This is a genomic window from Acidocella sp. C78 (assembly GCF_907164655.1).
Window position 1 is genome coordinate 15,782 of sequence record NZ_CAJQZK010000071.1, and the last position, 24,384, is coordinate 40,165.

The window sequence follows — 24,384 nt, forward strand, 5'->3', positions numbered from 1 at the left end:
GCGGCGCCAGGGCGCTTCTGCCCACAATACCGCCACCAGACCCGACTTAAACAGTCAAACCCGGAACGATACGGTATCGTAAGTTGAGATCTTTGATTTCACTCGAGATTTTCGTAGGCACGTCGGGATTTTGCAAAAACGTGGTGCTAAATAATTGCGTAAATTGCTTCTTTTAACTTGATTTATGATTGGTTTTCGGCTGCCAATTCGGCATGTTCGTGCGCGAGAAGCGAATCAACGGCTACAGCTACCTTTATCTGGTCGAGAGCGTCCGTGAGGACGGGCGCAGCAAGCAGCGCATCATCAAGAACCTGGGCCGGAAGGAAGTCGTCCTGGCCGATGGAGGTCTCGACCGCCTCGCCGCCTCGATCGCGCGCTATGCCGACCGTGCCTCGGTCCTGGCCCAGCTGGCGGCAGGCAATCCGGACGGGCTGAGCTGCAAGCGGATCGGCGCGCCGCTGTTGTTCGGCCGACTGTGGCAGGAGAGCGGGATCGCTGCTGTGTTCGAGGAGCTGCTGGCCGGGCGGCAGTTCGAGTTCCCGGTCGAGCGCGCGGTGTTCGCCACCGTGCTCCACCGGATCATGGTCTCGGGCTCGGATCGCGCCTGCGACAAATGGCTCGAGGATTACGACATTCCCGGCACCGAGGAGCTCGGCCTGCATCACCTCTACCGCGCCATGGCCTGGCTCGGCGAAGAGCTGCCGGACGAGGAACAGGGGGATGCCACGCCCTTTGCGCCACGGACGGTGAAGGATCTGGTGGAAGAGCGTCTCTTCGCCCGACGGCATGATCTGTTCACCGACCTCTCGGTCGTGTTCATGGACACCACCTCGCTGTATTTCGAAGGTGCCGGCGGCGAGACGCTGGGCGCGCGGGGCCACTCCAAGGATTACCGCCCACAGCTCGCGCAGATGATCCTCGGCGTGGTGATCGATCAGGACGGAAGGCCAATCTGCACCGAGATGTGGCCAGGAAACACCGCCGATGTCTCGGTGCTGGTGCCGGTGATCGACCGCCTGCGGTCGCGCTTCGGCATCGGCCGGGTCTGCGTCGTCGCCGATCGCGGCATGATCAGTGCCGCGACGATCGCCGCGCTGGAGGAGCGCGGGCTGGAATACGTGCTCGGCGCAAGGGAACGCACCGACCGCATCGTCCGCGAGGTGGTGCTGGCCGATGAGCGCCCCTACACCCCGCTCTGCCTCGAGCGCGCCGGTGGCGACGAGACCCAGCTCTTCATCAAGGAGGTCAAGGTCGCGGGCAAGCGCTATATCGTCTGCCGCAACGAGGCGGTGGCCATCGAAGAGGCCGAGACCAGGCGCAAGGTGGTCGCCGCCCTCGATCGTCAGCTGACGCGCGGCGATAAGGCGCTGATCGGCAACTCCGCCTATCGCCGCTTCCTGCGCCCGGTCAGTGACGCAAAGCCCGGCCGCAAGCACAAGCTGTTCGAGATCGACGCCGGCAAGCTCGCCGAGGAAGCCCGCTTCGACGGCGTCTTCGTGCTGCGCTCCAACGCCCGGATTTCACCGCTGCAGGCGGTGATCCGCTACCGGGACCTGCAGAATGTCGAACGGCTGTTCCGTGTCGCGAAGGCGACAATGCGCACCCGGCCAATCTACCATTCCTCCGACGCCGCCATCCGCGGCCACGTCTTCTGCTCGTTCCTCGCGCTGATCCTGCACCAGGCGCTCGACGAAAAACTCCGCCGGGCCGGCAAGCGCGTCGAATGGGCCGATCTCCTGCGTGATCTCGACCGCCTCCAGGAGGTCACCATCAGCAAGCGCGGGCAGCAGATCGTCCTGCGCACCCCAGCAACCAACTCGATCGGGCCGATCTTCAAGGCCGCCGGCGTCGCCCTGCCAGCCAACGTGCGAGACGCATCCGCTTCCTGATCCAAATCCTCCCGAAAGCCGCAGGGTGTGGTGCTAAGAAACCACGCGCCCACAATACATGGCTGTTTTCATTGGACTATTTTCAGGTCGCTGTTCAAGTCGGGCCAGAAGAGCTGATCGCCGACAAAGCCTACGACGCCGATGACCTGCGCGCCTTCCTCACCCGCCAAGGCACCAGGCCCGTGATCTCGCCCATGCCCAACCGCCGCGCCATTCCGCCCTTCGACCCCGTCGCCTACAGAAAGCGCAATCTCATCGAACGCGCCTTCTGCAGGCTCAAGGACTGGCGCGCCATCGCCACACGCTACGACAAAACCGCACGAAATTTCCTCGCAGGTATCTGCCTCGTCCTCGCCGTCACATCTTGGATCAGTTGAGTCCAGAACCTAACGCGGGGAGCTAGCCATGGCGATGAATCTCGGCTCGGGCGACGAGCCCGAAGAAATGGTGGACATCAACACCACGCCGTTGATCGATGTGATGCTGGTGTTGCTGATCATGCTGATCATCACGATTCCCATCCAGTTGCATTCCGTCAATCTGAACCTGCCCAACGGGGCCCCGCCGCCGCCCACCTCTCCGCCGCCGGTCGTTCAGGTGGACATCGATTTCGACGGAACGATCTACTGGAACGGTGTGTTAGTGCCGAACCTCACGGCGCTGGACGCAAAATTCAAGCAGATCGCCGCCGCTTCCGACCAGCCGGAGGTTCACGTCAACCCGAACAAGCTCGCGAGCTACGGTGATGTCATCGCCGTCATGGCGATCGCCGAGCGTGACGACGTGACCAAGATCGGTATCGTTGGAAACGAACAGTTTGCGCAATAGGAGAGGTGAATGAAGGCGCTTCGCAGGACTCTCGCGCTGGGCATCGCCATGCTGATGGCCGCGCCAGCATATGCGGCGCTTCGCCCGCAAATTGCCATCCCGCTGCGGGCCGCCGAGCAGGCCCTGAGCGCGCACCGCTACGCCGCGGCGCTCGGTGATGTGGCAAAAGCCGAGGCAGTGTCAGGGAAGACGGCAGAGGAAAGCTTCACGATCCTGCAGATACGCGCCGCGATCGATGCGGCCCGCGGCGACCATGCCGCCGCCGCCGCCGACTATGCGGGGCTCCTGGCCAGCGGCCAATTGTCAGGCCCAAGGCTCACGGTCGTCGCCGAGGCGGAGGCGAGTTCCTACTACGCGGCCGGCGACTACGCCCATGCCGCAGGTGTCATCAAGACGCATCTGTCCAGGGACCCGCGCTATCACCAATTATTGCTGCAATCCTATTTCAAGTTGAACGAGTGCGCGCCGCTCAGCCAGGCGGTCGGGCCGCATGGCTCACTCACCGATTTGCAGATGGTCGCCTATTGCTATGCCACGACCAGGGACAATGACGGGTATGTCCGCGCCCTGTCCCTGATGGTGCAGGCCTATCCCACGCAGGCGAACTGGACGCAGTTGCTCGGCGTCTTGCGGACCAGGCCGGTTTATGCCGACCGCCTGGCGCTCGATTTCTTCAGGCTGCAGCAGGCCGCAGGGGTTCCGGCAACCGAACCCGCCTATATGCTTGCAACCCAGGAGGCGTTGCAGGCGGGGCTGAACAACGAGGCGCTGGCCATCATCACCCACGGTTTCGCCAGTGGGGTGATGGGCGCCGGCGCCGATCTGGACCGTCAGAAGCGCCTCATGGCCCTGGTCAAGAAGCGTGTCGCCGACCAGGGCGCGGGGCAGGCCGCGGCAGTCGCGCAAGCCCGGAAGTCTCACGATGAACAGGCGTTGTTCTACATCGGATGGAACAGTGTCGAGGGCGGCGACAAAGCGGGCCTGCGTCTCATGGCAGAGGCGATCCGCTCAGGTCGGCTGTCTCAACCCGCCCAGGCCGAGCTTGAGATGGGGATCGCGTTCAAGGAAGCCGGTGAGCCAGCCAAAGCCCAGGCGATGTGGCGCGCGATCGACAGCCACGACGATGCCGGAACGCTGGCGAAACTATGGCTTGACGTTCAATAGTGTCCCGAATCTGAAATCCGGTGGATTTCAGGTTCGGGACACCAGAGCACTTTCCGATCCATTTTATCCGATCAGATGACTCCATCTGATCGGATGATGCTCTAGATAGGCCATCGCGGCGCCATACAGCCCCGGCTGCGGGTGGATGAGAAGCTTCACAGGCATATCCGCCATGATTGGTTCAAACCGCCCTTTCGCGGCAAAGCGCGCGGCGAACCCCGATTTCGGCAGATAATCGGCAAGGCGCGCGCCGACCCCGCCGGCGATGACGACCGCCGCCGCCCCGTGCGCCAGTGCGAGATCACCCGCGACAGCCCCGAGGCATCGGCAGAACCGCGCCAGCGCCTCGGAGGCCAGTCTGTCGGTGCCGCTCAGTGCCGTGGTCCAGAGACGCCGATCATCGGCAAACCGCACCGGACACCGTTCCATCTCGGCGAGGGATTGATAGATGTTCGACAGTCCCGGCCCCGACACAACGCGCTCGACGGAGACGCGGGGATATCGGCTGCGGAGCCTTGTCAGCAGAAAATCCTCGAACAGGTCGAGCGGCGCAAAATCGATATGCCCTCCCTCGCTGCCGATGATGAAGCTGTGGCCGTCTTTGCGAAGAATACACGACACGCCAAGCCCCGTCCCCGGACCGATAACGCTGATCACCCCGCTTTCCGGAAGGGGCCTCGGCGGGCCTGAGAGATGCGAAAATCCCTCTTGCGGCAGGTGTGCAACAGCATGGCCGATGGCTGAAAAATCGTTGAGAAGAATAACAGTCTCAAGGCCAAGCTCGTCGCGCAGATGCGCGCGGCGGATCAGCCAGGAGCTGTTAGTCAATTTCATGACATCCGCCGACACCGGCGAGGCGACGGCGATGCTCGCGTCCTTCGGCAGCGGCGTATCCTGACGGTTGGCAAATTCCTTCCAGCAGAGATCAAGCGATGCGAAATCGCTCGTCCGCAGCGTGACCGGCGATGAAACCGATGCAACCCCCCGTGCGCACAGTTGCGCGCGCGCGAAGCGCGCATGTGTGCCGCCGATATCGGCAACAACGATCTCGTGCGTTTCTTCCATGGCGTTTCTCATTTCCCCCAACAGAACAAACCCTAGTGCAATCGATTGCAAGCGTCGAGTGTTTATGTCATAGACTAACAGGAAGGAAGGGGCGCAGCGGGTGGAACGAGAGTGGTGACCGAAATCGCACAACACGAGAAGCCAAAGCCAATTCTGTCATTTTGGCGAATTTTATTGATGAATCTCGGCTTTTTCGGTCTGCAGTTCAGTTTTGGATTGCAGCAGGGAAATATGGGACCGATTTACAGTTATCTCGGCGCCAGCCAGGCGGTCCTGCCGCTGCTCAATCTCGCGGGGCCGGTAACGGGCTTGCTCGTGCAGCCTGTCATCGGCGCGCTCTCCGATCGGACGCGCACCAGATGGGGGCGCCGTGTGCCGTATTTCATTGCGGGTGCTCTGGCGTGCAGCCTGTGCCTGTTCGCGATGCCCTATAGCGGATCGATCGGCGTGGCCGCGGCGCTGCTCTGGATTTTGGTCGCTGCCAACAATGTCACGATGGAGCCGTATCGCGCCTACGTTTCCGACCGCCTGTCGGCGGGCCAGCGCGAATTGGGCTTTCTCACTCAAAGTTCCTTCACGGGTCTCGCGCAAACCCTGGCCTATGCGGCGCCGGCCGTCCTGGTGGCGCTTGGCGTCGGCCGAAACGCGGTGGCCGCGAATGGGATACCGGTTGTTACCCATGTCGTGTTCGTGATCGGGGCGGTGGTCTCGATTTCCACCATTCTCTGGTCGGTCCTCGCCGTCCCCGAATTGCCGGCTCCACCGGTCGAGCCGAAGCAGTCGACTCTCGGCGAAATCTTCAGCGCCATCCGGGAAATGCCCGCCCCGATGCGGCGCATGGGAATGATGAGTCTGTTCCAATGGTACGCGATGAGCTGCTACTGGGGCTACGTCATCTATTCGATATCCGAAACCGTATATCATACGAATATCGTTGCATCCGACGGATTTCGCAGTGCGGTTCTGACCAATGGCGACATTGGCGCATTCTACAATCTGATCGCGGCCGCTGCTGCCTATGCGATGGTGCCCGTCAGCCGCCGATTCGGCCCTGACAAGGTTCATGCGCTGTGTCTGGTCGCTGCGGGTCTGACGATGCTCGCCATCCCGCTGATCCATGATCGTGACTGGCTGTTCGTCGCCGTCATCGGCGTTGGCCTGGGCTGGGGAAGCATCATGGGAAACCCCTATGTCATGCTGACAGATTCGATCCCCTCCGCCCGAACGGGCGTCTACATGGGCATCTTCAACATGTTCATCGTCATTCCGATGATCCTGTTCAGTATCACCATGCCCCTGATCTACTCTGAAGTTTTCACTGATTCGAAAGCAAATTCCCTGTATTTATCGGTGAACTTCGAGATCTGATTTTGCCGCTTACTGGACACGCATGGGGTCGATCCCGATCAGGGCGAAGGCGGTGGTTTGCAGCGACGTGGGGTTTGCCAGAGCGGTGAAGGTGGCGTTCGGCGCCTTGGGTAGGGAGGCGGTGTTGAGGGTCTGTGTGGCGAGATGCGCCATCAGGTCGGTGAAGCTCGAAATCGGCAGGTTCTGGTCGTTGCGGCGTCGCCCGCGCTTGCGATCGGCGGCCGGGGATATCGATGCGGGGGCAACCGGCGATGAGCGTTCAGTTTCCGCGCCTGGCCGGTCGTGATCCTGGAACAGCAGGGGCTTGAGGGCGTCGCGCAGATGCCATTCGACGTAATAGGCCATCATGCAGAGGAAGACGTGGGCACGCACCCGCGGCGAGAGCCAGTGATGCACCGGGCGGATCGCGAGATCGACCGATTTGAGGGACCGGAACGCCCGTTCCACCCGTGAGAGATCCTTGTAGGCTGACACGGCTTCGGTCTCGCTCATGACGTCCGCGCTCACACTGGTGCGGATGACATAGATGCCGTCGAGGGCCGCCTCGCGCGCGATGCTGGCGGCGTTGCGCTGGAAATCGAAGCGGCTGGCGGTGATGGTGAGATCGAAATGCTTGGCCATCTTGCGCTGGTTGATCACCGCCCCCACCGCCAGCCCGATCGCGGCCTCGCCATGAAGAGGAGCGCGTTTGCGCCGTGTCGCATCCCGGATCCGCGCCAGTTCCGTCTCGGTGGCCACGAGCAGCGCCTCGCGCTTGCGCCGTCGTTCGGTCGCCAGGGCGGCGTTGCGACAGGCGATCAGCCGCTCGCCCGGATAATCGGGCGACGTGATCGCGGCGATATCGCGCTCGTCGAACAGCGACATCTGCAGCGGTCCCTCGGCAAGATCCTGGATCTGCCCCGCGCGCAGGCAGCTGATCCAGTCCAGCCCCGCCGGCTTGATCGTCTCGCGGATCCGCGCCGTGGTGATCATTCCGCGATCACCCACCAGGACGACGCGCTCGAGATGGAACCGGCGCTTGAGTTTCTCCACCTGGGCGGCGATCGTCGCCGGATCGGCGGTGTTGCCTTCGAACACTTCCACTGCGATCGGCCGCCCCTCGCGATCGCACAGCAGACCATAGACGATCTGCGGCCGATCGGGCCGGTGATCCCGGCTGTATCCGTGGTGTGCCAGTTCGCAATGCCGGCCTTCGAGGTAGGATGAACTGACGTCGTAGAGCACCAGCGTGCCGTCGCGCAGATGGCGCCTTGCAAACTCCCGTTCGATCCGCCCCTGCTGCGTGCCCAGCCAGTCCAGCGCCGCATAGATCTCGCGCTCTTCAATGACACCGAGATCAAGCATCTGCCCGAGGCTCGATGTTGCGGTCTCCGGGTTCAGGCCGCGCAGGGTCGAGAGCTTCGATCCCGGCGCGATCACCCGGCCGGCGATCAGCGCCAGGGCGAGACTGCGCTCGCGCGACGCCCTCCGGCCCAGCAGGCGGGGTATCCCGAGCTTGCGCATCATCCCGAGTGCCGCCGCCACATGACCATGCGGCAGCGAACGCCGGATCTCCAGCGCCTGATCGGCACCACCAACCACCGCGCCACCCGCGAGCAGCGCTCGTAGGCCATCGATCAACGCGGGCGGCATCTGGCTCAGATTGGCGATGGTACGCTTGTGAACCTTCCGCCCCTCGCGGAAACTCTCCCGCAACAGCACGGCCGGCGCCGATCGGCCATTCGGAACCACATCGATGAACATAACCCGAGCGAATCACAGATCGAGTCGCACCGCAAGCCCCATTTATGGACACAAAACGCTCGCAAGAAATCAGCGCTACGCGAGGCTATCCGCCACGTTCAGGTCATTCCCAAGTAAAAACTTCAGTCTACAGCACGCTCTTCCACAATCACGCGTCCGACGCGTTGTTGCTCGGCGGCGTGCTGATGTTCCTTGCAGCAGGAGCCACGATGTTGGTTCGTCCGGGTGTCCTGCCCTGAGCCGTTGGAATGGAGACAACATGTCTTTTACTGAAATAGTCGAAACGGCGCGCGGGCCGAGCCTATGGCGTCCTGAGCATGTCGCGGCCGTCGCCCTGCGGGAGGACATGGTGCCGCCCTGCATCGGGGCGCAGGATGTTGTGCCGGTTTTGCCCGGCCTGGATGTGTGGGACATGTGGCCGCTGGCCCGGCGCGATGGTGTGGCGGTCAAGCTTGAGGGAGCGACGTTATGGTTCGCGTTGGCCGCCCCCCGCTTTCCCGATCCCATCGAGCGCCATGGTCATGCCCGAATACGTCTGCTGATCCTGCGTGACGGAACATGGCACGATGGCGGCCCGGTATTCGAGGACGGCTTCGCGCCGGGCAGCCGCGACTGGTCCGGATCGGCAATCCTCGATGAGGAGAGCGGCTGTGTCACCTTGTTCTTCACCGCCGCCGGCCGATCTGGCGAGGCGCGCCTGACTGTCGAGCAGAGGCTCTTCTGCACCAGCGGAACGCTCGACTTGTCGGGCGCGTATCCTCGCATCCGCCAATGGTCGGCGCCCCGTGAATTCGTCGTCAGCGATGACAGGATTTACACCCTTGTCGATCAGGCGGAGGGCGCGCCCGGCGAGCTGAAGGCGTTTCGCGACCCGGGATATTTCCGCGACCCGGCGGATGGCGGCGAATACGTGCTGTTCGCCGCATCGTACAAGCCGTCATCGCACAAGAACAATGGCATGATCGGCATCGCCCGATCGGAAGATCGCTCGATGAAACGCTGGACCCTGCTGAATCCATTGATCACGGCGGATGGGGTGTGCAACGAGCTCGAGCGTCCTCATGCCGTCGCATATGGCGGGCGATACTATGTCTTCTGGTCGACGCAGGCGAGCGTGTTCGAGCAGGGCGGGCCGGTGGGGCCAACCGGATTGTATGGCATGGTCGCGCCATCCCTGTTCGGCCCCTACCGGCCGATCAACGGCTCCGGCCTGGTCCTTGCCAACCCGCCATCCGAGCCGAGCCAGGCCTATAGCTGGTGGGTCATGGGTGATCTCTCCGTGACAAGCTTCATCGACTATTGGGGGCTTCGCGGTCGGCTGCTGGCGGATCACCCGGAATTGATCAGATCGCAGTTCGGCGGCGCGCCTGCGCCGTTTCTGCAACTGTGCCTGAACGATGATCGGGCATGGCTGGCGACGTAAGCCGCGATCCGGCGGTTCGCCTGGCGGCGTTGAACGTGCGCATGCCCGCTTTCCGCCGCGTCCTGCGTCTCGTCCCCCTGCGTCTCGCCGCGACGACGCCCGGTCTGTCCGCCCGCTCCGGTGGCGGGTCCTCGCCTGCCGCGAATCGGCGGTGTCTGCCCCGCCCTCAGTGCGAACCGCGATCGCCTCGGGGGAGGGGGGGGATGAGGAATACAAGATCGGCGCGATGTGTAGAGGCGCCGAAACGGCGCCTTCGGCGCGCTGGAACGTCATTTGATCGGATCAATATGCCCGATGCCCGCCTGGCGACCACCCGTGACAGATGACGTCAATGCCAAAGGCCACTTGTCACAAAATCACCGTAGCAATTTCGGCCAAACCTTCAGATTGATGGTCGGAGTGAGAGGATTCGAACCTCCGGCCCCTGCGTCCCGAACACAGTGCTCTACCAGGCTGAGCTACACTCCGCTCACGCGCCGTATAGCCAAGGGTGAGGGGATAGGCAAGGCGAGGCTGGCGTGTTTCTGCCGCGCATCTCGCCGCACCGCCGAAACACGAACGCCGCGTTGACGAGATTTAACGGTGGTGTGGCGTCCTGATTATTCGCGATCTGGCCGATTGGGTGCTATGGAGCCGCCATGTCCCGACCTCTGAAAGCCGGTGAGCGGCTATCGAAATCCGAATCCCGGCGCCGTGGCCGCCAGGCGCCCCCGAAAGCGGCCGCGCGCGGCGCGCCGAAGAAGCAGCGTCCCGGGCTGGCCGGATTTGCCGGTGGGCTGATCGTCCGCTGGCTCTACCGGCTGGCGCTGCTCGGCGTGGTCGGCGGCGCGGTCGTCGGCGGCGGATTGTTCCTGTATTTCAGCAATGGCCTGCCCGGCGTCGACCGGCTGCGCCACTACGAGCCGCCGCTCGAAACCCGGATCTATGCCGGCAATTTCCGCCTGATCGGCGCGCTCGGCACCCAGCACCGGATTTATGTGCCGTATGACCGCATCCCCCGCTGGTCGCGGATGCGTTCATCGCCGCGGAGGACAAGAATTTCTGGACCGAGCCGGGAATCGACCCGCTCGCCATCGTCCGCGCCGGCGTGGTCGACGTGACGCGCCTCGGCAGCCATGAGCGCCCGCTCGGCGCCTCGACCATCACCATGCAGGTGGTCAAGAACATGCTGCTTGACAACCGGATCGACTTCACCCGCAAGATCAAGGAGGCGATCCTCGCCGTCCGCGTCAACCGGGCGATGAGCAAGAAGCAGATCCTCACGCTCTATTTGAACGAGATCTTCCTCGGCCAGGATAGCTGGGGCGTCGCCGCCGCCGCGCAGGCCTATTTCGACAAGCCGGTGTCGCAGCTCAGCGTCGCGGAAGCGGCGATGCTCGGTGGCCTGCCGAAGGCGCCGACCAACTACAACCCCTTCCTGCATCCGCAGCGTGCCCGCGACCGGCGGAACTGGGTGATCGGGCAGATGCGGGCGGACGGTTTCATCACCGCGTCCCAGGCGCGCGAGGCGCTGGCCGCGCCCCTGATCCCGAAAGCCGCGTCAGGCCCGGCGGCGATTCCGGGCGCGGGATATTTCGTCGATGCGGTCGATGCCCAGCTCGTCCGCATGTTCGGCCGCAAGATGGCGATGGAAGGCGGGCTGATCGTCCGCACCAGCCTCAACCCCGCATTGCAGGCGGCGGCGACCCGCGCGATGCGCGACCGGCTGGTCTCCTACGATCACCAGTTCGGCGTCTATCGCGGCCCCGTCGCGCAGATCGACCCCGATGCGGTCGCATCCGACTGGGCGCAGGCCCTGTCGCGGCAGCCGACGCCGAAGGGGCTGATCGGCCGCTGGCGGCTCGGCGTCGTCATCAGCGAAACCCGCCTGCGCGCGAAGATCAGCTGGCTCGGCAGCGGTGGGGTGGAAACCCCGCATACCGGCACGCTCAGCCTCGCCGCGATCCAGTGGGGCCGGCCGATGATCCACGGCCATCCCGGGCCGCTGCTGCGCGACATGGCGCAGATGCTCCGGCCCGGCGATGTGATCATGATCGCGCCGAAACCCGACAAGGGCGGCACCGTCTCGCTCGAACAGATCCCCAAGGTCGAAGGGGCGATGCTCAGCCTCGATCCGCAGACCGGCCGCGTGCTCGCCATGGTCGGCGGCTGGAGCAACCGCCTCAGCCCCTATAACCGGGCGATCCAGGCGCACCGCCAGCCCGGCTCCAGCGTCAAGCCGTTCGATTACCTGACCGCGATGCAGGCGGGCGTGCAGCCCGATTCGACCATTCTCGACGCCCCCTTCGTCCAGCGCCTCGCCGATGGGCAGGTCTACCGGCCGGGCAATTACGAGAACGATTTCCTGGGCCCCGTGCCGGTCTTCTACGCACTCCAGGAATCGCTCAACCTCGCGACGCTGCATCTGGTGCGCCGGGTCGGGCTCGCCAATGTCATCGCCAATTTCGAGAAATTCCGCGTGGTCAAGCACGCACCGCTGATCTATCCGGCGGCGATCGGCGCGCTCGACACCACGCTCTGGCGCATGGTCCGCGGCTATGCCGCGCTCGACGAATACGGCCGCCAGGTACAGCCCTCGCTGATCGACAGCGTGACCGCGCCGGACGGGCACATCCTCTATCAGGCGCCGGACCAGTCCTGTGCGAACTGCATGGACGGCTCGGCCGGCCAGCCGCCCGTCCTCAACCGCCCCGGCCTCCGCCTCGCCGATCCGGACAGCGTCTACCAGGTCATCATGATGATGCGGAACGTGACCGAGCACGGCACCGGCGTGCCCGCGGTGAAGGGGCTGAACCGGCCGATCGCCGGCAAGACCGGCACGACCAACAATTTCAACGACGCCTGGTTCATCGGCTTCGTGCCGCAAATGGTGACGGGCTGCTGGATCGGCTTCGACAAGCCGCAGGATCTCGGTCACAACCAGACCGGCGGCAATGTCTGCGGCCCGGCCTGGAACCAGTACATGAAGGTCGCGCTCAAGGGCCAGCCGGTCATCCCGTTCACCCCGCCGCAGGGCGTGTCGCTGCAGAATGTGACCTTCCGCAACGAGACCGTGAGCGAGGCCTTCAAGCAGGGCCAGGTGCCGGGCGCGCAGTCCAATCCCGGGCTCGTCGCCGACGATCCGCTGGATCTCGGCGGCGCCATCACGCCGGCGTCCTCAGCGTCCGGCGCGCGCGATTTCAGCCCGACGCCGGGCGGCGCCACCCCGGCGGCGCCGGGAAACGTCGACAAATCGCTGGGCGCGCTGTATTGACCGAGGCCTGAAATCATCCCGACAGAACCGGAAGAGAAGAGACCATGTCTGCCGAAACCCAATCGCTCGCCGAGCAGATCACGCAAAGCGTGGCCCTGCTGAGGAGGCATCTTTGACTGGGATGCAGCCCTTCGCAAACTCGAGGAACTGAACGCCCGCGCCGAAGACCCGACGCTGTGGGACAAGGCCGACGCCGCCCAGGCGATGCTGCGCGAGCGCAACCGCCTCGCGACCCAGACCGAGGCGGTATACACGATCGAGCGCGACACCGAGGATGCGCTCACCCTCGCCGAACTGGCCGAGGCGGAAGGCGATCAATCGGTGCTGGCCGAGGCCGAGGCGGCGCTGCGCCGCATCTCCGAAGAGGCCAAGCGCCGCGAGATCGAGAGCCTGCTCGCCGGCGAGGCCGACGGCAATGACTGCTATATCGAGGTGAATGCCGGCGCCGGCGGCACCGAGGCGCAGGACTGGGCCGAGATGCTGCTGCGCATGTACACGCGCTGGGCCGAGCAGCACGGCTACAAGGTCACGATGCTCGAGGAATCCGAGGGCGAGCAGGCGGGCATCAAGTCCGCCACCATCCAGGTCTCGGGCATGAACGCCTATGGCTGGCTGAAAACCGAGGCCGGTGTGCATCGCCTGGTGCGGATCTCGCCCTTCGATGCCAATGCGCGGCGGCAGACCAGCTTCGCCAGCGTCTGGGTCTATCCGGTCGTCGATGAGTCGATCGAGGTCGAGATCAACCCGGCCGACCTGAGGGTGGACACGTTCCGCGCCTCCGGCGCCGGCGGCCAGCACGTCAACAAGACCGAGAGCGCGATCCGCATCACCCACGTGCCCTCCGGCATCGTCGTCGCCTGCCAGAACGACCGCAGCCAGCATCGCAACCGCGCCACCGCGATGGAGATGCTGAAATCCCGCCTCTACGAGATGGAACTGCAAAAGCGTGAGGAGGTCGCCGCGGCGTCGGAAAGTGCGAAGCGCGATATCGGCTGGGGGCACCAGATCCGCTCCTACGTTCTCGCCCCCTACCAGCTCGTCAAGGATCTGCGGACCAATGTGGAAAGCGGAAATCCGGACGCGGTGCTGAACGGCGATCTCGACGCGTTCATGGCCGCATCGCTCGCCTCCCGCGTGGGCGCCACCCGCAGCGAGGCTTCGGCCCAGGCCGAGTAAGCCAGCCCGAAGCGGCGGGTGCCGCCGCCGCCTCGGGAGACGGCCTCAGAGCATCATCCGATCAGATGGACTCATCTGATCGGATAAAGATGCTCTGAATATCAACATCATAGAGCATCATCCGATCAGATGGACTCATCTGATCGGATAAAGATGCTCTGAATATCAACATCATAGAGCATCATCCGATCAGATGGAGTCATCTGATCGGATGATGCTCTGTTTATCAAATGCGGATGGCGGGACTTGAACCCGCACGTCCTGTCGGACAACAGATTTTAAGTCTGAATTTTAGCCTTTTTTGATAAAAACTTTTTCAAAAAAACACATATAAAACAGACGATTAAACGATAATACTTCGTCTTCCTATTTCAGAATATAACGTCCCATTGTCCCGGATTTGTCCCAAACAATTTGTTGCCGCGCGCTGACATAAAAAACTTGATCGTGCAATTTCATGTCCCTACCTAGGATGTGGGCATAATGAAGAAGTCCCGGTGAACGGGTCGGTGCAAACGTTTTGATCAGGCATGCGCGGCAGAATCCCACCGCTACCCTGATCTAACCGGCGAGATGCGCGCCGGGACAGGCATGGAGACTACGGCTGACGCAGGCCGACGCATGCCAATGAGCACCAAAATGTCGAAAGCTATTCCTTCTGAATTATCAGACCTCAGACTGCTATCACTGACTGATTTAGCGCCGATTCTCGGTGTCACGCCTGCCGCACTGCGTATTCGCATACATAGGGGCGGGATCGAGACTGGGTCTGTGCCTCCGCCGCTTAATATGGATGGCACCAAATACTTTTGGTCGATGATCACCGTTCGCGAATATCTCACAGCCAAAGCTGAAGGAGTAAAGGCGAGGCCGATATATCAAAGCCGTGGTCGTGGTCGTCCTAGACTGCCACGCGAAAATCGTCAGGCTGCTGCATAAAGAAAGTCCCGGCGCTACGAAAAGCAGCACCGGGACGGGAAAATCGCTAAATACGGAAAAGCCCTTGGCAGAACTTCTTCTTTATATTTAGCGATTTTCCCCACCCGTTTCAAGTTTTTCCATCGTGCCGGGCCTCAGAAAAACGAGGCTCCAAATGACAAAAATATACGATCTCAAAGCCGCTTTCAGCCATTTCCACGCCGGTATGCAAGCTGACGGCTATTCCGTCACGCTGCGTGACCCGACAAGCGCCAGCGGCTTTAATATCAGCAAACGTGCCGGTCTGCCTGACGTGATCACACCGGGCGATGTCATAGATATCCTTCTCCGCTTCGGTTTCTCAGCTTTGGCGCAGGGCTGGTCGCCTATCGCAAGGCCGAGATCGGCTAGCAGGACGATCTTCCAGCTAGATGACCTACAGCCAGGTGCGATCGAGTCCATGATCGAGCATGGCTGGCGGCCTTGCTACACGCAGCAGACAAGCCCTGGAAAATGCCAGGCGGCGCTGGCCGTCGATCATGTCGATGATGTGATCAGGCTCGAAGTTCGTCGTCGTCTAATCGCGATATTCCGGGCTGATCCGGGCGCTACCGGCGCTTACCGTCTGCCAGGTTTCCAGAACGCCAAGCCAAAATATCGGGCTGATGACGGGTCATATCCTCGTGTGACCCCCCTTTCTTGGAGCGGGGAGACATGCCTAAAAACCGCCTTACTGGTTGAGCAGGTCATGGCTGAAATAGCCGAAAAGGCTGCTGTATCGGTCAGACATGTCGATCTCGATCCAGACGACATCGCCACGCTGGATGACCTTGCGGCGGCATGGCAGCGCCTAGAACATCACGCTTACCGTGCTTATGGTCCTTTGTGGAAATCAGAGCACGACTGGCTCATGGCCGTCATGCTCAGGTATTTCGGTGCGGTCGAAGATGAAGTGCGCGAAGCACTCACATATCTTTCGCCCCGCCATTCTTTCAGATCAAAAAATGAGGGCGGCTTTGAGCGGGCCGCCGCGATTACGGCTGACCGGGCTTTCGGTGATGCCGGCGATGAAGCCCTAGAATCGCTGGTGAATTTCCGGTGGCTGTGGGAGCGCGACTTTCATGATGAAAAAGGTGCAGCATGAGCGCGCCGGTCATCATGTCGCGGTTTGGCACCAGGCCCCTGCCACCACCAAAAAATAGGGCCTTTCGATCCACTGGCAGGCTTCGTCGTTTACCAATCGAGACCATGCCGGTCGATAAAGCTTCATCAAGAATCGGCTGGCTTCTGCGAGAGTATGTGTCTTTATTTTCTGAAAGACAGGCTGAAATCCTCGTACCCATCCGGTCAGAGCCGCGGACGAGTCTATTTGGCTCTATCTCGGTGGATCAGGATGAGCTCGCGCAGATTTTCGATACCAAAGTCGGTGAAGGCTATGACGCCGCCGTCGCTGAGGTTGTAAACCCAGATCAGGCCGTCTTCGGGTTCCATCTCATTGGCGATGTCCGCGAGCCACTCCTCATCCTCGCCGAGGTCCCTGGCGACACGGTCAATCGTGAAGACGTGGTGGATTTTATTGGTCTGCACGATCAGGCGGCCAGGGCCCAGGATTGCGGTGTCCAGTTCCATGGCATCAATTTCTCGATGCTGGCGACTGGATGACTGGCGATGCGCGCGAGGATGTCGGCGAGCCATGCCTGTGGGTCGACGTTGTTCATCTTTGCCGTCGTGATCAGGCTGTACAACATGGCGGCCCTTTGACCACCGCGATCGGAGCCGGCGAATAGCCAGGATTTTCTGCCCAGAGCAAGGGTGCGTAGGGCACGTTCGGCCGCGTTATTGCTGAGACAAATCCGCCCGTCGGTCAGGAACCGGGTAAATGATGACCAACGGTTCAGCATATAGTCGATCGCCTTCGCCACATCGTTGTGGCGTGAGAGTTTGGCGCGCTCGGCGCGCATCCAGATCTCGAGTTCAGCGACGAGCGGGGCGCCGAGTTGCTGGCGCACCGCCAGGCGTTCAGCGGGTGACTGACCGTTGATCTCCCGCTCGATCTCGAACAGCGCGTCGATGCGCTGCACCGCGGCCAAGGCCATCGGCGCCACGAAGGCGGGGGTCTTACCCTGGGCCTTGCGCTTCGCGTTCCGCGCGATATCGGCCAGCTCGAAGAATTTTCGTCGGGCGTGCGACCAGCACGCCGCCTCGATGATCGGTCCAGGAGATCGGTTCAACTCGTAGAGCTTGTTGTAGCCGCCATAGGCATCGGCCTGGAATATGCCGCGGTATCCGGCGAGATGGGTTTGCGGATGAACGCCGGCGCGGTCACGTGAATAGTAGAACACCGCGCTGGGGGAACCCGATCCGCCGAACGGCCGATCATCACGCACATAAACCCACACGCGCGCCGTATCGGTCTGCCCTCGTGCCATCACCGGCACGGTGGTGTCGTCGCCATGCAGGCGCGCACCCGCGAACACCATCGTCTCGATGTGCTTGAACACCGGCTCCAGCGCCACGCAGGTAGCACCAATCAGATCGGCCAGGGTCGAGACGCTGAGGTGGATGCCTTCCAGTGCGAACCGTTCAGATTGACGGTTCAGCGGCTGATGCTGGCCGAATTTATCGTAGGCGATCATCGCGAGCAGGCCGGGACCGGCAAAAGCGCGTGGAATGGTGTGGAAGGGTGCTGGTTCCTGGCTGATCTTCTCACAATCGCGGCAGGTGAATTTCTCCCGCACATGCTGGATCACCTTGTATTGGCGGGGGATGGATTCCAGTGTCTCGGTCACCGTCTCCCCGAGCTTGGCGAGCCGCGATCCACCGCAGCAGGCGCACTGGGTCGGACCTGGCAGCACAACCCGCTCGCGTGGCAGGTGTTCGGGGAAGGGTTGGCGTGATGGGCGGTTGCGAGTGAAGCCGGCGACAGTCGTGGTTTTGGCCTTCGCGGCCACCTGCTCGGCGCGGAGTTCGTCCTCGGTCGCGGTGGTCTCGAGATCTTCGAGTTCCAGTTCCATCTGATCAAGCAGCCGCGCCGTGCGTTCCGCCTTGGGGCCGTAGAGCGCACGCTTGAGCTTCTCGATCTGCAGCTTCAGATGCGCGATATACGCTGCGGTATCGGACCGCCGAGCACGGTCGCCCAGAATGATCGCCTTCAGCGCAGCGATATCATTCGGCAGGGTCGAAGGATCGAGATCCATGCCCCGTATAGAATCACGAATTTCCAGGGTTTCGCTACAGAAATCCGCTCTGGACCAGGATTTTCCCCAGAATCTTCGCGCCTACCCGGCCGCTTGCGGCCGCCAGGTTTGTTGTGGATTTCGCCAGTCGATCCCCTCCAGAAGATAACCGATCTGACCAGCGGTGAGGGACACAACGCCGTCCGCAGTCTGCGGCCAGATAAACCGCCCTCGATCAAGGCGTTTCGAATACAGCGACATCCCCACGCCGTCGTGCCAGATCGCCTTGACCAGCGACCCGCCGCGTCCGCGAAAGAAAAAAACATCCCCGCAGAACGGCTCCCGTCCCAGACCTTCTTGCACTTGCAACGCGAGCCCCTTCATCCCGCGGCGCATATCCGTATGCCCCGACGCCAGCCAGACCCGCACACCGGCCGAGACCGGGATCACCGCCGCACCGCCGTCAGCACCCGACGCAAGGCGGCAACCCCAACTCCATCATCAACCCGAACACACGTCCCGTCCGGCAGCACGATCTCGATCCGGCTCGCATCGCATCGCGTGGCTCGCCTCTGCGACATCGGATCAACGCTCGCGTCGTTCACCGAAGCTGACTTGCCTGCCGCCCGCGGCATCGACAGTGCCGCACTCGCCATTACCCGCACCGGAATGAATTCCGGTACCATCGGCACCGGCACCAACTCACCACGCCGAACCTGACCGCGCCACTTCCACAATTGCCCTCTCGAAATCGCGTGCCGCCGCGCAACCAGCGCAAACACCGCACCCGGCGCCTCAGCCTCCGCCACAATCCGAAGCTTGTCCTCATCCCGCCAGCGGCGCCGGCGCTCTACCCCCGTGATAATCTCCATCCGCCCGCCGCCCCTTACCATGAATCAGCTCGTAGCAGCGCTCTTATGCACGCCTCCTTGCCGTACCGGCAGGCGGTTCACACCGGATGGATACAAATCCTCGCACAACGGTCTGACGAAAATCGTCAGGGTCGCCGCATTGTCAGGATGGACCTGCCGCCGATGGCAGCACAGATCACCACCGGAACCGGGAAAACCGCAGCCATCCGCAGGATGATCCCGATGGCGGTCGAATCTGGCTTAGGTGTCGCTGTCGTATGTCGCGATCATGAGCAAATCTCGGCGTATGCCGAGGCTGTGCCGGGCTTGCTGCACTACCATGGTAGGTCGCCAGAAAATCCAGAAAAAGGCCAGCGCGATCAACAGCCTTGGACCTGTTGGAAGCACGGGCTGGTCGCCGGCATTTCTGAGATGCACCACCTGCCGCAGCCTACGGTGTGCCGGTCGCATTGCGAGCATGGCATGAAAAGGGCGCTGGATCGGCTAGGCCGAGGCATTTTTGATCATGAAAAAAATGAAAAGCGGGAAAAAATCAAAGGCTGGTTCAGGTCTCATAAAATTGCTGAGCATGAGATAAAAGACGTCAAACCATGTCTATGGCTTGATCACCAAGAAACGGCATTACATGCGCAAGTCATTGGTCTACCATCCCAGAGTTTCAGTGAGACGATGGCGATGTGGAATCGCGGTTTTGATAATGTCGAAAGGCTCGTCATTATCGACGAATCTGTGCCGCTTGGTGAACAGATATCGGTATCACTGAAAAACATTGCTGCATGGCGCGATGCTTCCGCTGAAAGAGTGCTACAGCTTCATGCAATCCAATCGCCGGATTTGACGGACAAGGAAGCTGACAGGATCGCCACCGAAATTGCCGGCATGACGATCGCGGTCGAGATGTGCCAAGCCCTTGCGGAATATCTTGGCGGGGCTGCCGGACAGGGGGGCACACGGCCTGTGCCAGACTGGCTGCGCGACCAGATGAAAGAGATAAGAAACAAGACGGCGGGATCATGGCAGGGCGGGACCGCGCCATGGGAAAAGCCGTTATGGGACGGTCTGACGCCGAAAGCTGTCCCATACCGCGCTGCCAGTGCCATTTTGCATACTCTATCGAATGGCGGCGGTTATGTCGCCGAGGGCGAGTTGCATGTCGTCGCACTGACGCAAGTCGGTGAATGGATCGCTGACGGGAATCCCGCGATTATCCTTGATGCGACGTTGCCGCTGGAAACCCGGTCGATCATCGAGGCTGTCGGCGGACATATCGAGGAGATACACGTCAAACAAAGGATAACCGTAAAAAGATATCCTAATACTCTTTTTGGGCGTGGCCGCTCCGAGGCCAAAAGCAGTAAACAGCAAGACCACGAAAACAGGTCGAAAAGTCGTATTACAGAAATAGCAAGTAATATCGTTCCAGATTTTCTAAAAGAAAATCGTGCACCTCGGGCGATCATAACGCACAAGCCATGGCGTGAGGATATTGAGCAAAATCAAAAATTGTCTGATAAACTGACGGAATGTCATGCAGAGATCGGACATTTTGGACTGGATGATCGAGCGCATGATGAATGGTCCGGACGGCATTTAGCGATTGTGGGCGGGCCGATTCTGTCGCCGTCTGGCTGGCGCACCGAATATTCGACCGCTCGGCTGACGGCGATCCGTGCCGGCGCTGATCCTGAAAAATGGCCGCACTGGCCGACCGGGGATGACGCAAGCGAAAAAAATGTCTGGATCGATGAGGGCGCTGGTTTTGATGTTCTATGCCGTGCGCCTCTGCCAGCAGATCAGAATATCCGTGCCTGGGTGCTTGCTCGCTATCGTGAGACAGTCGTCCAGGCGATAGGCCGCACAAGAGCCGTCCGGCATGACGGCGAACCGCTTAATGTCGAAATCTGGGGAGGTTTGCCGGTCGATCTGACCGATTATGGGATCGATGATGTTACCTATTGCGATAATCCCAGGTCGTGGACAGTCGACGGTCATAATGAAAAAGCGAAGGAAGCCGCTGATAAGAGATTCAAAAGGGTGCTCGATATCATTCTGCACAGCGGCAGGAAGCCAACAAAACGGTTGATTCAATCGGAAATGCGCCGGCTAAATATGCCGGTGATGACAGACCGGGCTATTATCGAACGGCTGCGCGTATATTGGGAAGATATCCATGGCGTGGCCGACCTCGATGATCATCGGCCTGCGGCCCCGGAGCCACAGCCCGACCCCGAACCGGAAGTGGTTCCCCCAGGCTATATAGATTCCTATAGGGAGGGGGAACCAATCTCATCTGAGTCTGATCAGACAAAGCAACAGGCGGGGGGGGACACCTCCTGTGATCAGCCAGATCAGACGGCGGGGGATGATAAGCCGGCGCGGGGCGATGAGATAAAAGATGAGGATATAAACGCGCTATTTGCCCAAGACCATTAAAAATATCCGCTGAAAAATAAAAATCGTGAAAATATAAAAGGATTATAAAAATATAAAAAATATCTCGAATAAAAATTAGATAAAAATTAAGAGTTAAATTTTATCTTATATTTTTTATTTTATCTTATTATAGCGATGTTATATTTTTTTCGATTATTATAGGGATGGTCCGAAGTCAATTTCTCGACCGACTCCCCGCGATTTTTTCACCTTTATTTTTGGTCGAGCTATTACCGGCTTCGACGCCTGCACCGGCTCCTGTGTCTGCACGGGAAGCCCATGAGCATCCGCCCCAAGAGCCTCTTTTTGCTGACTTGTCGCCGGCGCTGGCTGGCGTGCATGATCGATAAACTGTGCCGCCATGGGACTTGGCCGACCCATATCTTTCGTGTGCTGCCCCCCCGCCTGTTGCTTTGAGATGGTAGCCTCTTTCACAGGCGGCTGAATCTCTGTCGGTTTGATGCCTATGACGTCCAGCGCGTTCCTCGGTTCGTCCTGGCGAGCAAGGCTTCGGCCTAGCTGTTCTAGAATCTGATCGTCGCTGCGTTTATCTTCTCTTTCATGTTCGATCAGCCCATCACGACGTCCGACGCTCAATTCGTCATCAGCGAAATCTTTAATCGCCTCTTTCGCCACAAAAATCTGTAGATCATCTCTATGACGTGTGGCGGCGACGTATGCTGCTCGCGCTGTTTCTGCTGTTGGCATCCACAATGTCCTGCTCCAGGTCGAACCTTGCGATGACATATCGGTCAAACAAAAAGCATGCTGGATAGCCGGAGGTGTATTTTTCGGCCCAGCTTTTGCGAGATCAGCCAGCGATGTCCGGTAGACCTTGCCCTCATCCGTGGTCAGGCTGATATTTTTACCATTTACCGACACTTTTTCGAAAATCGTGCCATTCTCGACCCGGTTGCCGCCGATTTCCAAAGCTGAACCACAAATCAGCCTGTCACCAGTAGCAAGAGCCAGTTTCACGGGTTTTGCCCCTTTGCCCCTTGGTATAGCAGTAATAAAAACATCCGGTCCTGTCACAATTCCAATATCTCTCGCTGTTTCTCGAAGCATTTCGTTGATCCAAGAGACGTCAAAATTTGTCGCTGCCAGCGCTACTGCATCACCACCACAGTCTTTATATGCCATCGTCAATTCGGCAACGGCGTTTATTTTTGTATCGTCAATTTTTATTTTGCCATGAGTTTTATATGCTGTAAGCATTTTATCCATGTCGCCGTTCTGAGCGTCCATGGAAGCTTGCCTCATCCAGTCAACTCTCTGCCGTCTGATCGTGCGAATCTCCGATGCCGGATTCGCTTTCGCCACCAGATCGAGCGGATCACCAGCGCGCACGGCTGACATTTGGCGGGTGTCGCCTACCAATATAATTTTGGCCCCGCTATCACGGGTTAAATTAAAAAGTTCGGCGGCTTGATCGCGATGCATTTTCCCAGCTTCGTCGATAAGTATAACTGTATTTTTATCGACTGATATTTTACCTGATTTTAATCCAGATATTATTTTATCAACGCTATATTTTTCTTGGCTCTCAAGTTCTTTTGATAAAACGCCTGCCGCTCGCCACTCGGGCGACGCAAGAATTAGGCGTTTATTATCAGCTTCACATGCTCTTTTTATACCAGCACTGGCGGTAGTTTTCCCTACCCCCGCGCCGCCTTGAGTAGCGACGATACCACCACCGCTGATCATATCAGCCAGCGCGCCGCGCTGTTCATCAGAAAGCCGGTCATCAGCCATAGCCGCCGCAATGGCTCTGGCACTAAAGAAATCTTTCTCGACCCCGCGTTCTTTGGTGATTCCGACGATGGCCTTTTCGGCTTCCAAGATCGCCTTGCTGGTCATCAAACGCTTGCCATCGCGCTCTACTTGAATGAGATCGCCCCTCTCGATCAGCATGTTGATCATGCGGCCTTCATTCCCGCTGCATGTGATACCAGTGCCGTGCCGGATGACCATCTCCCCTAGCTGGTCGCGCCTCCACCATGACCGGCTCTCCGACAGTTCTTTTAATGCCGCCGTCATGGCTTTCACCTGACCGGCGATTTCCTCATCCGCCGTCCTTTTGACGGCAGGTTTATCGAGATCAGCCCATGACGGATCGTATTTTTTGTCAGGCATCGAGCCTTCCGTCATTGCGATCATCAAGGCCCTGTCGGCACCCCACTTTTCGCTCAGCCAGCGCTCTTCAAGCTGATCAAGTGTCTGCACGTCAGACTTCTTTTGGCGTGTCTGCAAAGCTATCGCCTGAGCCTGTCTGGCGTCATCTTTGGTCTGGATTCCCCGGTCTGCTGCCGCTGCGACGATTTGCTGACGGCGCTTGCTCCATAGGTCAATCAAATCATCTGGCTGTCCGACGATCTTAAAACCATGCTCTGGTGACGGCTCAACCCGCACTCCAAGGCGTTCAAGGCTGTGCGCGAGGTCGCGCGTATACACCGCATCCATCAACTTTCGAACGTCCAAAAACCGTTCATTATTTACCGCTCCGACCGTGCCATCAGCGCGCATCGCCACGTTCATCATGACGACATGGGCGTGTAGCTGGGGGTCGCCCTCTCTCGTGGTATGGTGCATAAAAATAGCTGCGACGGGGGCTGCAACTGCCTCGCGCTTTTTGCCCGCTTTTCCCCTGCGCGCTTCGATCATCCCTTTGTCATGGATGATCTCCAAAGCGCTCCGCACACTGTCCTCGACCAGCGCTTCAAGCTTCGCTCTGCCGGCATCGTCAGACACAGCCCATAGGGCGGATAAAGCTTTCGGCGTGCTGAAGCTGTAATCTGTCGCCACCCTAGCATCGCTAGCGCGCTGACCTGGTAGAGTCCGCCCGGTTTCGGTATCGCGATATCCAGCCAGCCTTTCCAACGCGAGGGGATCGACAATGGCTCCATCGGCAGCCTGCCAATTTCCGGGCGACCACCATTTACCAGGTGGCTCGCTGGCAGCGTCGGCATAATAGCCCATCTGGCGATCTGGCTGGCGTGACGAATCCAGATAGTAGGTGACGCTAGAGATGTGTGAATAGCTAATCATAGCGGGATGACATTCTTTGGGGTGGCAC

At 60.4% G+C, this 24,384-nt stretch carries 18 protein-coding genes and 1 tRNA gene; 11 read left to right on the forward strand and 8 right to left on the reverse strand.

Features of this window, described 5'->3' with window-relative positions; genetic code table 11:
- The first annotated feature begins 212 nt into the window (after positions 1-212).
- From ACIDOCELLA78_RS88565 to ACIDOCELLA78_RS88580, 4 genes are all read left to right on the forward strand, one after another.
- Positions 213-1,889, forward strand: a complete 1,677-nt coding sequence (locus ACIDOCELLA78_RS88565; protein ID WP_201727475.1) for an IS1634 family transposase — start codon at positions 213-215, stop codon at positions 1,887-1,889.
- A 71-nt stretch (positions 1,890-1,960) separates the two neighbouring features.
- Positions 1,961-2,266, forward strand: a complete 306-nt coding sequence (locus tag ACIDOCELLA78_RS88570; protein ID WP_201728638.1) for a transposase — start codon at positions 1,961-1,963, stop codon at positions 2,264-2,266.
- A 28-nt stretch (positions 2,267-2,294) separates the two neighbouring features.
- The gene (locus tag ACIDOCELLA78_RS88575; RefSeq protein WP_201728639.1) at positions 2,295-2,717 is read left to right on the forward strand and encodes a biopolymer transporter ExbD; all 423 of its coding nucleotides are present in this window, start codon (positions 2,295-2,297) and stop codon (positions 2,715-2,717) included.
- A 9-nt stretch (positions 2,718-2,726) separates the two neighbouring features.
- Positions 2,727-3,881 (forward strand): hypothetical protein, encoded by a 1,155-nt coding sequence (locus ACIDOCELLA78_RS88580; protein ID WP_201728640.1) that lies wholly within the window; start codon positions 2,727-2,729, stop codon positions 3,879-3,881.
- Positions 3,882-3,944: 63 nt separating this feature from the next.
- Here ACIDOCELLA78_RS88580 and glk read toward each other — a convergent pair whose 3' ends face one another.
- Positions 3,945-4,946, reverse strand: a complete 1,002-nt coding sequence (glk, locus tag ACIDOCELLA78_RS88585) for a glucokinase (RefSeq protein ID WP_201728641.1) — start codon at positions 4,944-4,946, stop codon at positions 3,945-3,947.
- 114 nt (positions 4,947-5,060) lie between these two features.
- On the opposite strand from glk, the gene ACIDOCELLA78_RS88590 reads away from it, so the two are divergent.
- Complete coding sequence (locus ACIDOCELLA78_RS88590; RefSeq protein WP_201728642.1) at positions 5,061-6,314, forward strand: MFS transporter; 1,254 nt, start codon at positions 5,061-5,063, stop codon at positions 6,312-6,314.
- A 9-nt stretch (positions 6,315-6,323) separates the two neighbouring features.
- On the opposite strand, the gene ACIDOCELLA78_RS88595 is transcribed toward ACIDOCELLA78_RS88590, so the two are convergent.
- Positions 6,324-8,057 (reverse strand): IS1634 family transposase, encoded by a 1,734-nt coding sequence (locus ACIDOCELLA78_RS88595; RefSeq protein ID WP_201727483.1) that lies wholly within the window; start codon positions 8,055-8,057, stop codon positions 6,324-6,326.
- Positions 8,058-8,316: 259 nt separating this feature from the next.
- On the opposite strand from ACIDOCELLA78_RS88595, the gene ACIDOCELLA78_RS88600 reads away from it, so the two are divergent.
- Positions 8,317-9,480 (forward strand): glycoside hydrolase family 68 protein, encoded by a 1,164-nt coding sequence (locus ACIDOCELLA78_RS88600; protein ID WP_201728643.1) that lies wholly within the window; start codon positions 8,317-8,319, stop codon positions 9,478-9,480.
- A gap of 391 nt (positions 9,481-9,871) precedes the next feature.
- Here ACIDOCELLA78_RS88600 and ACIDOCELLA78_RS88605 read toward each other — a convergent pair.
- Positions 9,872-9,948, reverse strand: a tRNA-Pro gene (locus ACIDOCELLA78_RS88605).
- A 170-nt stretch (positions 9,949-10,118) separates the two neighbouring features.
- Here ACIDOCELLA78_RS88605 and ACIDOCELLA78_RS88610 point away from each other — a divergent pair.
- The 4 genes from ACIDOCELLA78_RS88610 (at position 10,119) to ACIDOCELLA78_RS88625 (ending at position 15,971) form a co-directional block, all read left to right on the forward strand.
- Positions 10,119-10,580, forward strand: a complete 462-nt coding sequence (locus tag ACIDOCELLA78_RS88610) for a hypothetical protein (protein ID WP_249675759.1) — start codon at positions 10,119-10,121, stop codon at positions 10,578-10,580.
- Positions 10,499-12,733, forward strand: coding sequence for a penicillin-binding protein 1A (locus ACIDOCELLA78_RS88615; RefSeq protein WP_249675793.1), 2,235 nt, complete (start codon positions 10,499-10,501; stop codon positions 12,731-12,733). Before ACIDOCELLA78_RS88610 ends, ACIDOCELLA78_RS88615 begins: the two co-directional genes overlap by 82 nt.
- A 44-nt stretch (positions 12,734-12,777) precedes the next feature.
- Positions 12,778-13,909 (forward strand): peptide chain release factor 2 gene (gene prfB, locus ACIDOCELLA78_RS88620; RefSeq protein ID WP_201728644.1). Its coding sequence is split into 2 segments (ribosomal slippage): positions 12,778-12,846 and positions 12,848-13,909, totalling 1,131 coding nucleotides; the frame shifts between segments, so codons are not numbered across the junction.
- A 1,093-nt stretch (positions 13,910-15,002) separates the two neighbouring features.
- The gene (locus ACIDOCELLA78_RS88625) at positions 15,003-15,971 is read left to right on the forward strand and encodes a DNA-primase RepB domain-containing protein (protein WP_201728645.1); all 969 of its coding nucleotides are present in this window, start codon (positions 15,003-15,005) and stop codon (positions 15,969-15,971) included.
- Between the two features lie 221 nt (positions 15,972-16,192).
- Here the strand turns inward: ACIDOCELLA78_RS88625 and ACIDOCELLA78_RS88630 are convergent, their stop codons facing one another.
- The 4 genes from ACIDOCELLA78_RS88630 to tnpA form a co-directional block, all read right to left on the reverse strand.
- Entirely contained in the window at positions 16,193-16,456 is a 264-nt protein-coding gene (locus ACIDOCELLA78_RS88630; protein WP_249674923.1) for a hypothetical protein, read from the reverse strand.
- Positions 16,417-18,024 carry an IS66 family transposase gene (tnpC, locus tag ACIDOCELLA78_RS88635; protein WP_201727518.1) on the reverse strand — a complete coding sequence of 536 codons (1,608 nt, stop codon included), beginning with the start codon at positions 18,022-18,024 and terminating at the stop codon, positions 16,417-16,419. The genes ACIDOCELLA78_RS88630 and tnpC overlap by 40 nt, the downstream gene beginning before the upstream one ends.
- 81 nt (positions 18,025-18,105) lie before the next feature.
- Positions 18,106-18,453: an IS66 family insertion sequence element accessory protein TnpB gene (tnpB, locus tag ACIDOCELLA78_RS88640; RefSeq protein ID WP_201727519.1), complete on the reverse strand. Its 348-nt coding sequence runs from the start codon at positions 18,451-18,453 to the stop codon at positions 18,106-18,108.
- Positions 18,450-18,875 (reverse strand): IS66-like element accessory protein TnpA, encoded by a 426-nt coding sequence (gene tnpA / locus ACIDOCELLA78_RS88645; RefSeq protein ID WP_201727520.1) that lies wholly within the window; start codon positions 18,873-18,875, stop codon positions 18,450-18,452. Before tnpA ends, tnpB begins: the two co-directional genes overlap by 4 nt.
- 147 nt (positions 18,876-19,022) lie before the next feature.
- On the opposite strand from tnpA, the gene ACIDOCELLA78_RS88650 reads away from it, so the two are divergent.
- Complete coding sequence (locus ACIDOCELLA78_RS88650; protein WP_201728646.1) at positions 19,023-21,308, forward strand: hypothetical protein; 2,286 nt, start codon at positions 19,023-19,025, stop codon at positions 21,306-21,308.
- A 156-nt stretch (positions 21,309-21,464) separates the two neighbouring features.
- On the opposite strand, the gene mobF is transcribed toward ACIDOCELLA78_RS88650, so the two are convergent.
- Positions 21,465-24,356, reverse strand: coding sequence for a MobF family relaxase (gene mobF / locus ACIDOCELLA78_RS88655; RefSeq protein WP_201728647.1), 2,892 nt, complete (start codon positions 24,354-24,356; stop codon positions 21,465-21,467).
- Between the last annotated feature and the right edge of the window lie 28 nt (positions 24,357-24,384).

What these genes read in the sequence shown, in the direction of transcription:
- ACIDOCELLA78_RS88565 (WP_201727475.1), top strand. Translation starts at nt 213, where the DNA reads ATGTTCGTGCGCGAGAAGCGAATCAACGGCTACAGCTACCTTTATCTG.
- ACIDOCELLA78_RS88575 (WP_201728639.1), top strand. Translation starts at nt 2,295, where the DNA reads ATGGCGATGAATCTCGGCTCGGGCGACGAGCCCGAAGAAATGGTGGAC.
- ACIDOCELLA78_RS88580 (WP_201728640.1), top strand. Translation starts at nt 2,727, where the DNA reads ATGAAGGCGCTTCGCAGGACTCTCGCGCTGGGCATCGCCATGCTGATG.
- glk (WP_201728641.1), bottom strand. Translation starts at nt 4,946, where the DNA reads ATGGAAGAAACGCACGAGATCGTTGTTGCCGATATCGGCGGCACACAT.
- ACIDOCELLA78_RS88595 (WP_201727483.1), bottom strand. Translation starts at nt 8,057, where the DNA reads ATGTTCATCGATGTGGTTCCGAATGGCCGATCGGCGCCGGCCGTGCTG.
- ACIDOCELLA78_RS88600 (WP_201728643.1), top strand. Translation starts at nt 8,317, where the DNA reads ATGTCTTTTACTGAAATAGTCGAAACGGCGCGCGGGCCGAGCCTATGG.
- ACIDOCELLA78_RS88610 (WP_249675759.1), top strand. Translation starts at nt 10,119, where the DNA reads ATGTCCCGACCTCTGAAAGCCGGTGAGCGGCTATCGAAATCCGAATCC.
- ACIDOCELLA78_RS88625 (WP_201728645.1), top strand. Translation starts at nt 15,003, where the DNA reads ATGACAAAAATATACGATCTCAAAGCCGCTTTCAGCCATTTCCACGCC.
- ACIDOCELLA78_RS88630 (WP_249674923.1), bottom strand. Translation starts at nt 16,456, where the DNA reads ATGGAACTGGACACCGCAATCCTGGGCCCTGGCCGCCTGATCGTGCAG.
- tnpC (WP_201727518.1), bottom strand. Translation starts at nt 18,024, where the DNA reads ATGGATCTCGATCCTTCGACCCTGCCGAATGATATCGCTGCGCTGAAG.
- tnpA (WP_201727520.1), bottom strand. Translation starts at nt 18,875, where the DNA reads ATGGAGATTATCACGGGGGTAGAGCGCCGGCGCCGCTGGCGGGATGAG.
- ACIDOCELLA78_RS88650 (WP_201728646.1), top strand. Translation starts at nt 19,023, where the DNA reads ATGGACCTGCCGCCGATGGCAGCACAGATCACCACCGGAACCGGGAAA.
- mobF (WP_201728647.1), bottom strand. Translation starts at nt 24,356, where the DNA reads ATGATTAGCTATTCACACATCTCTAGCGTCACCTACTATCTGGATTCG.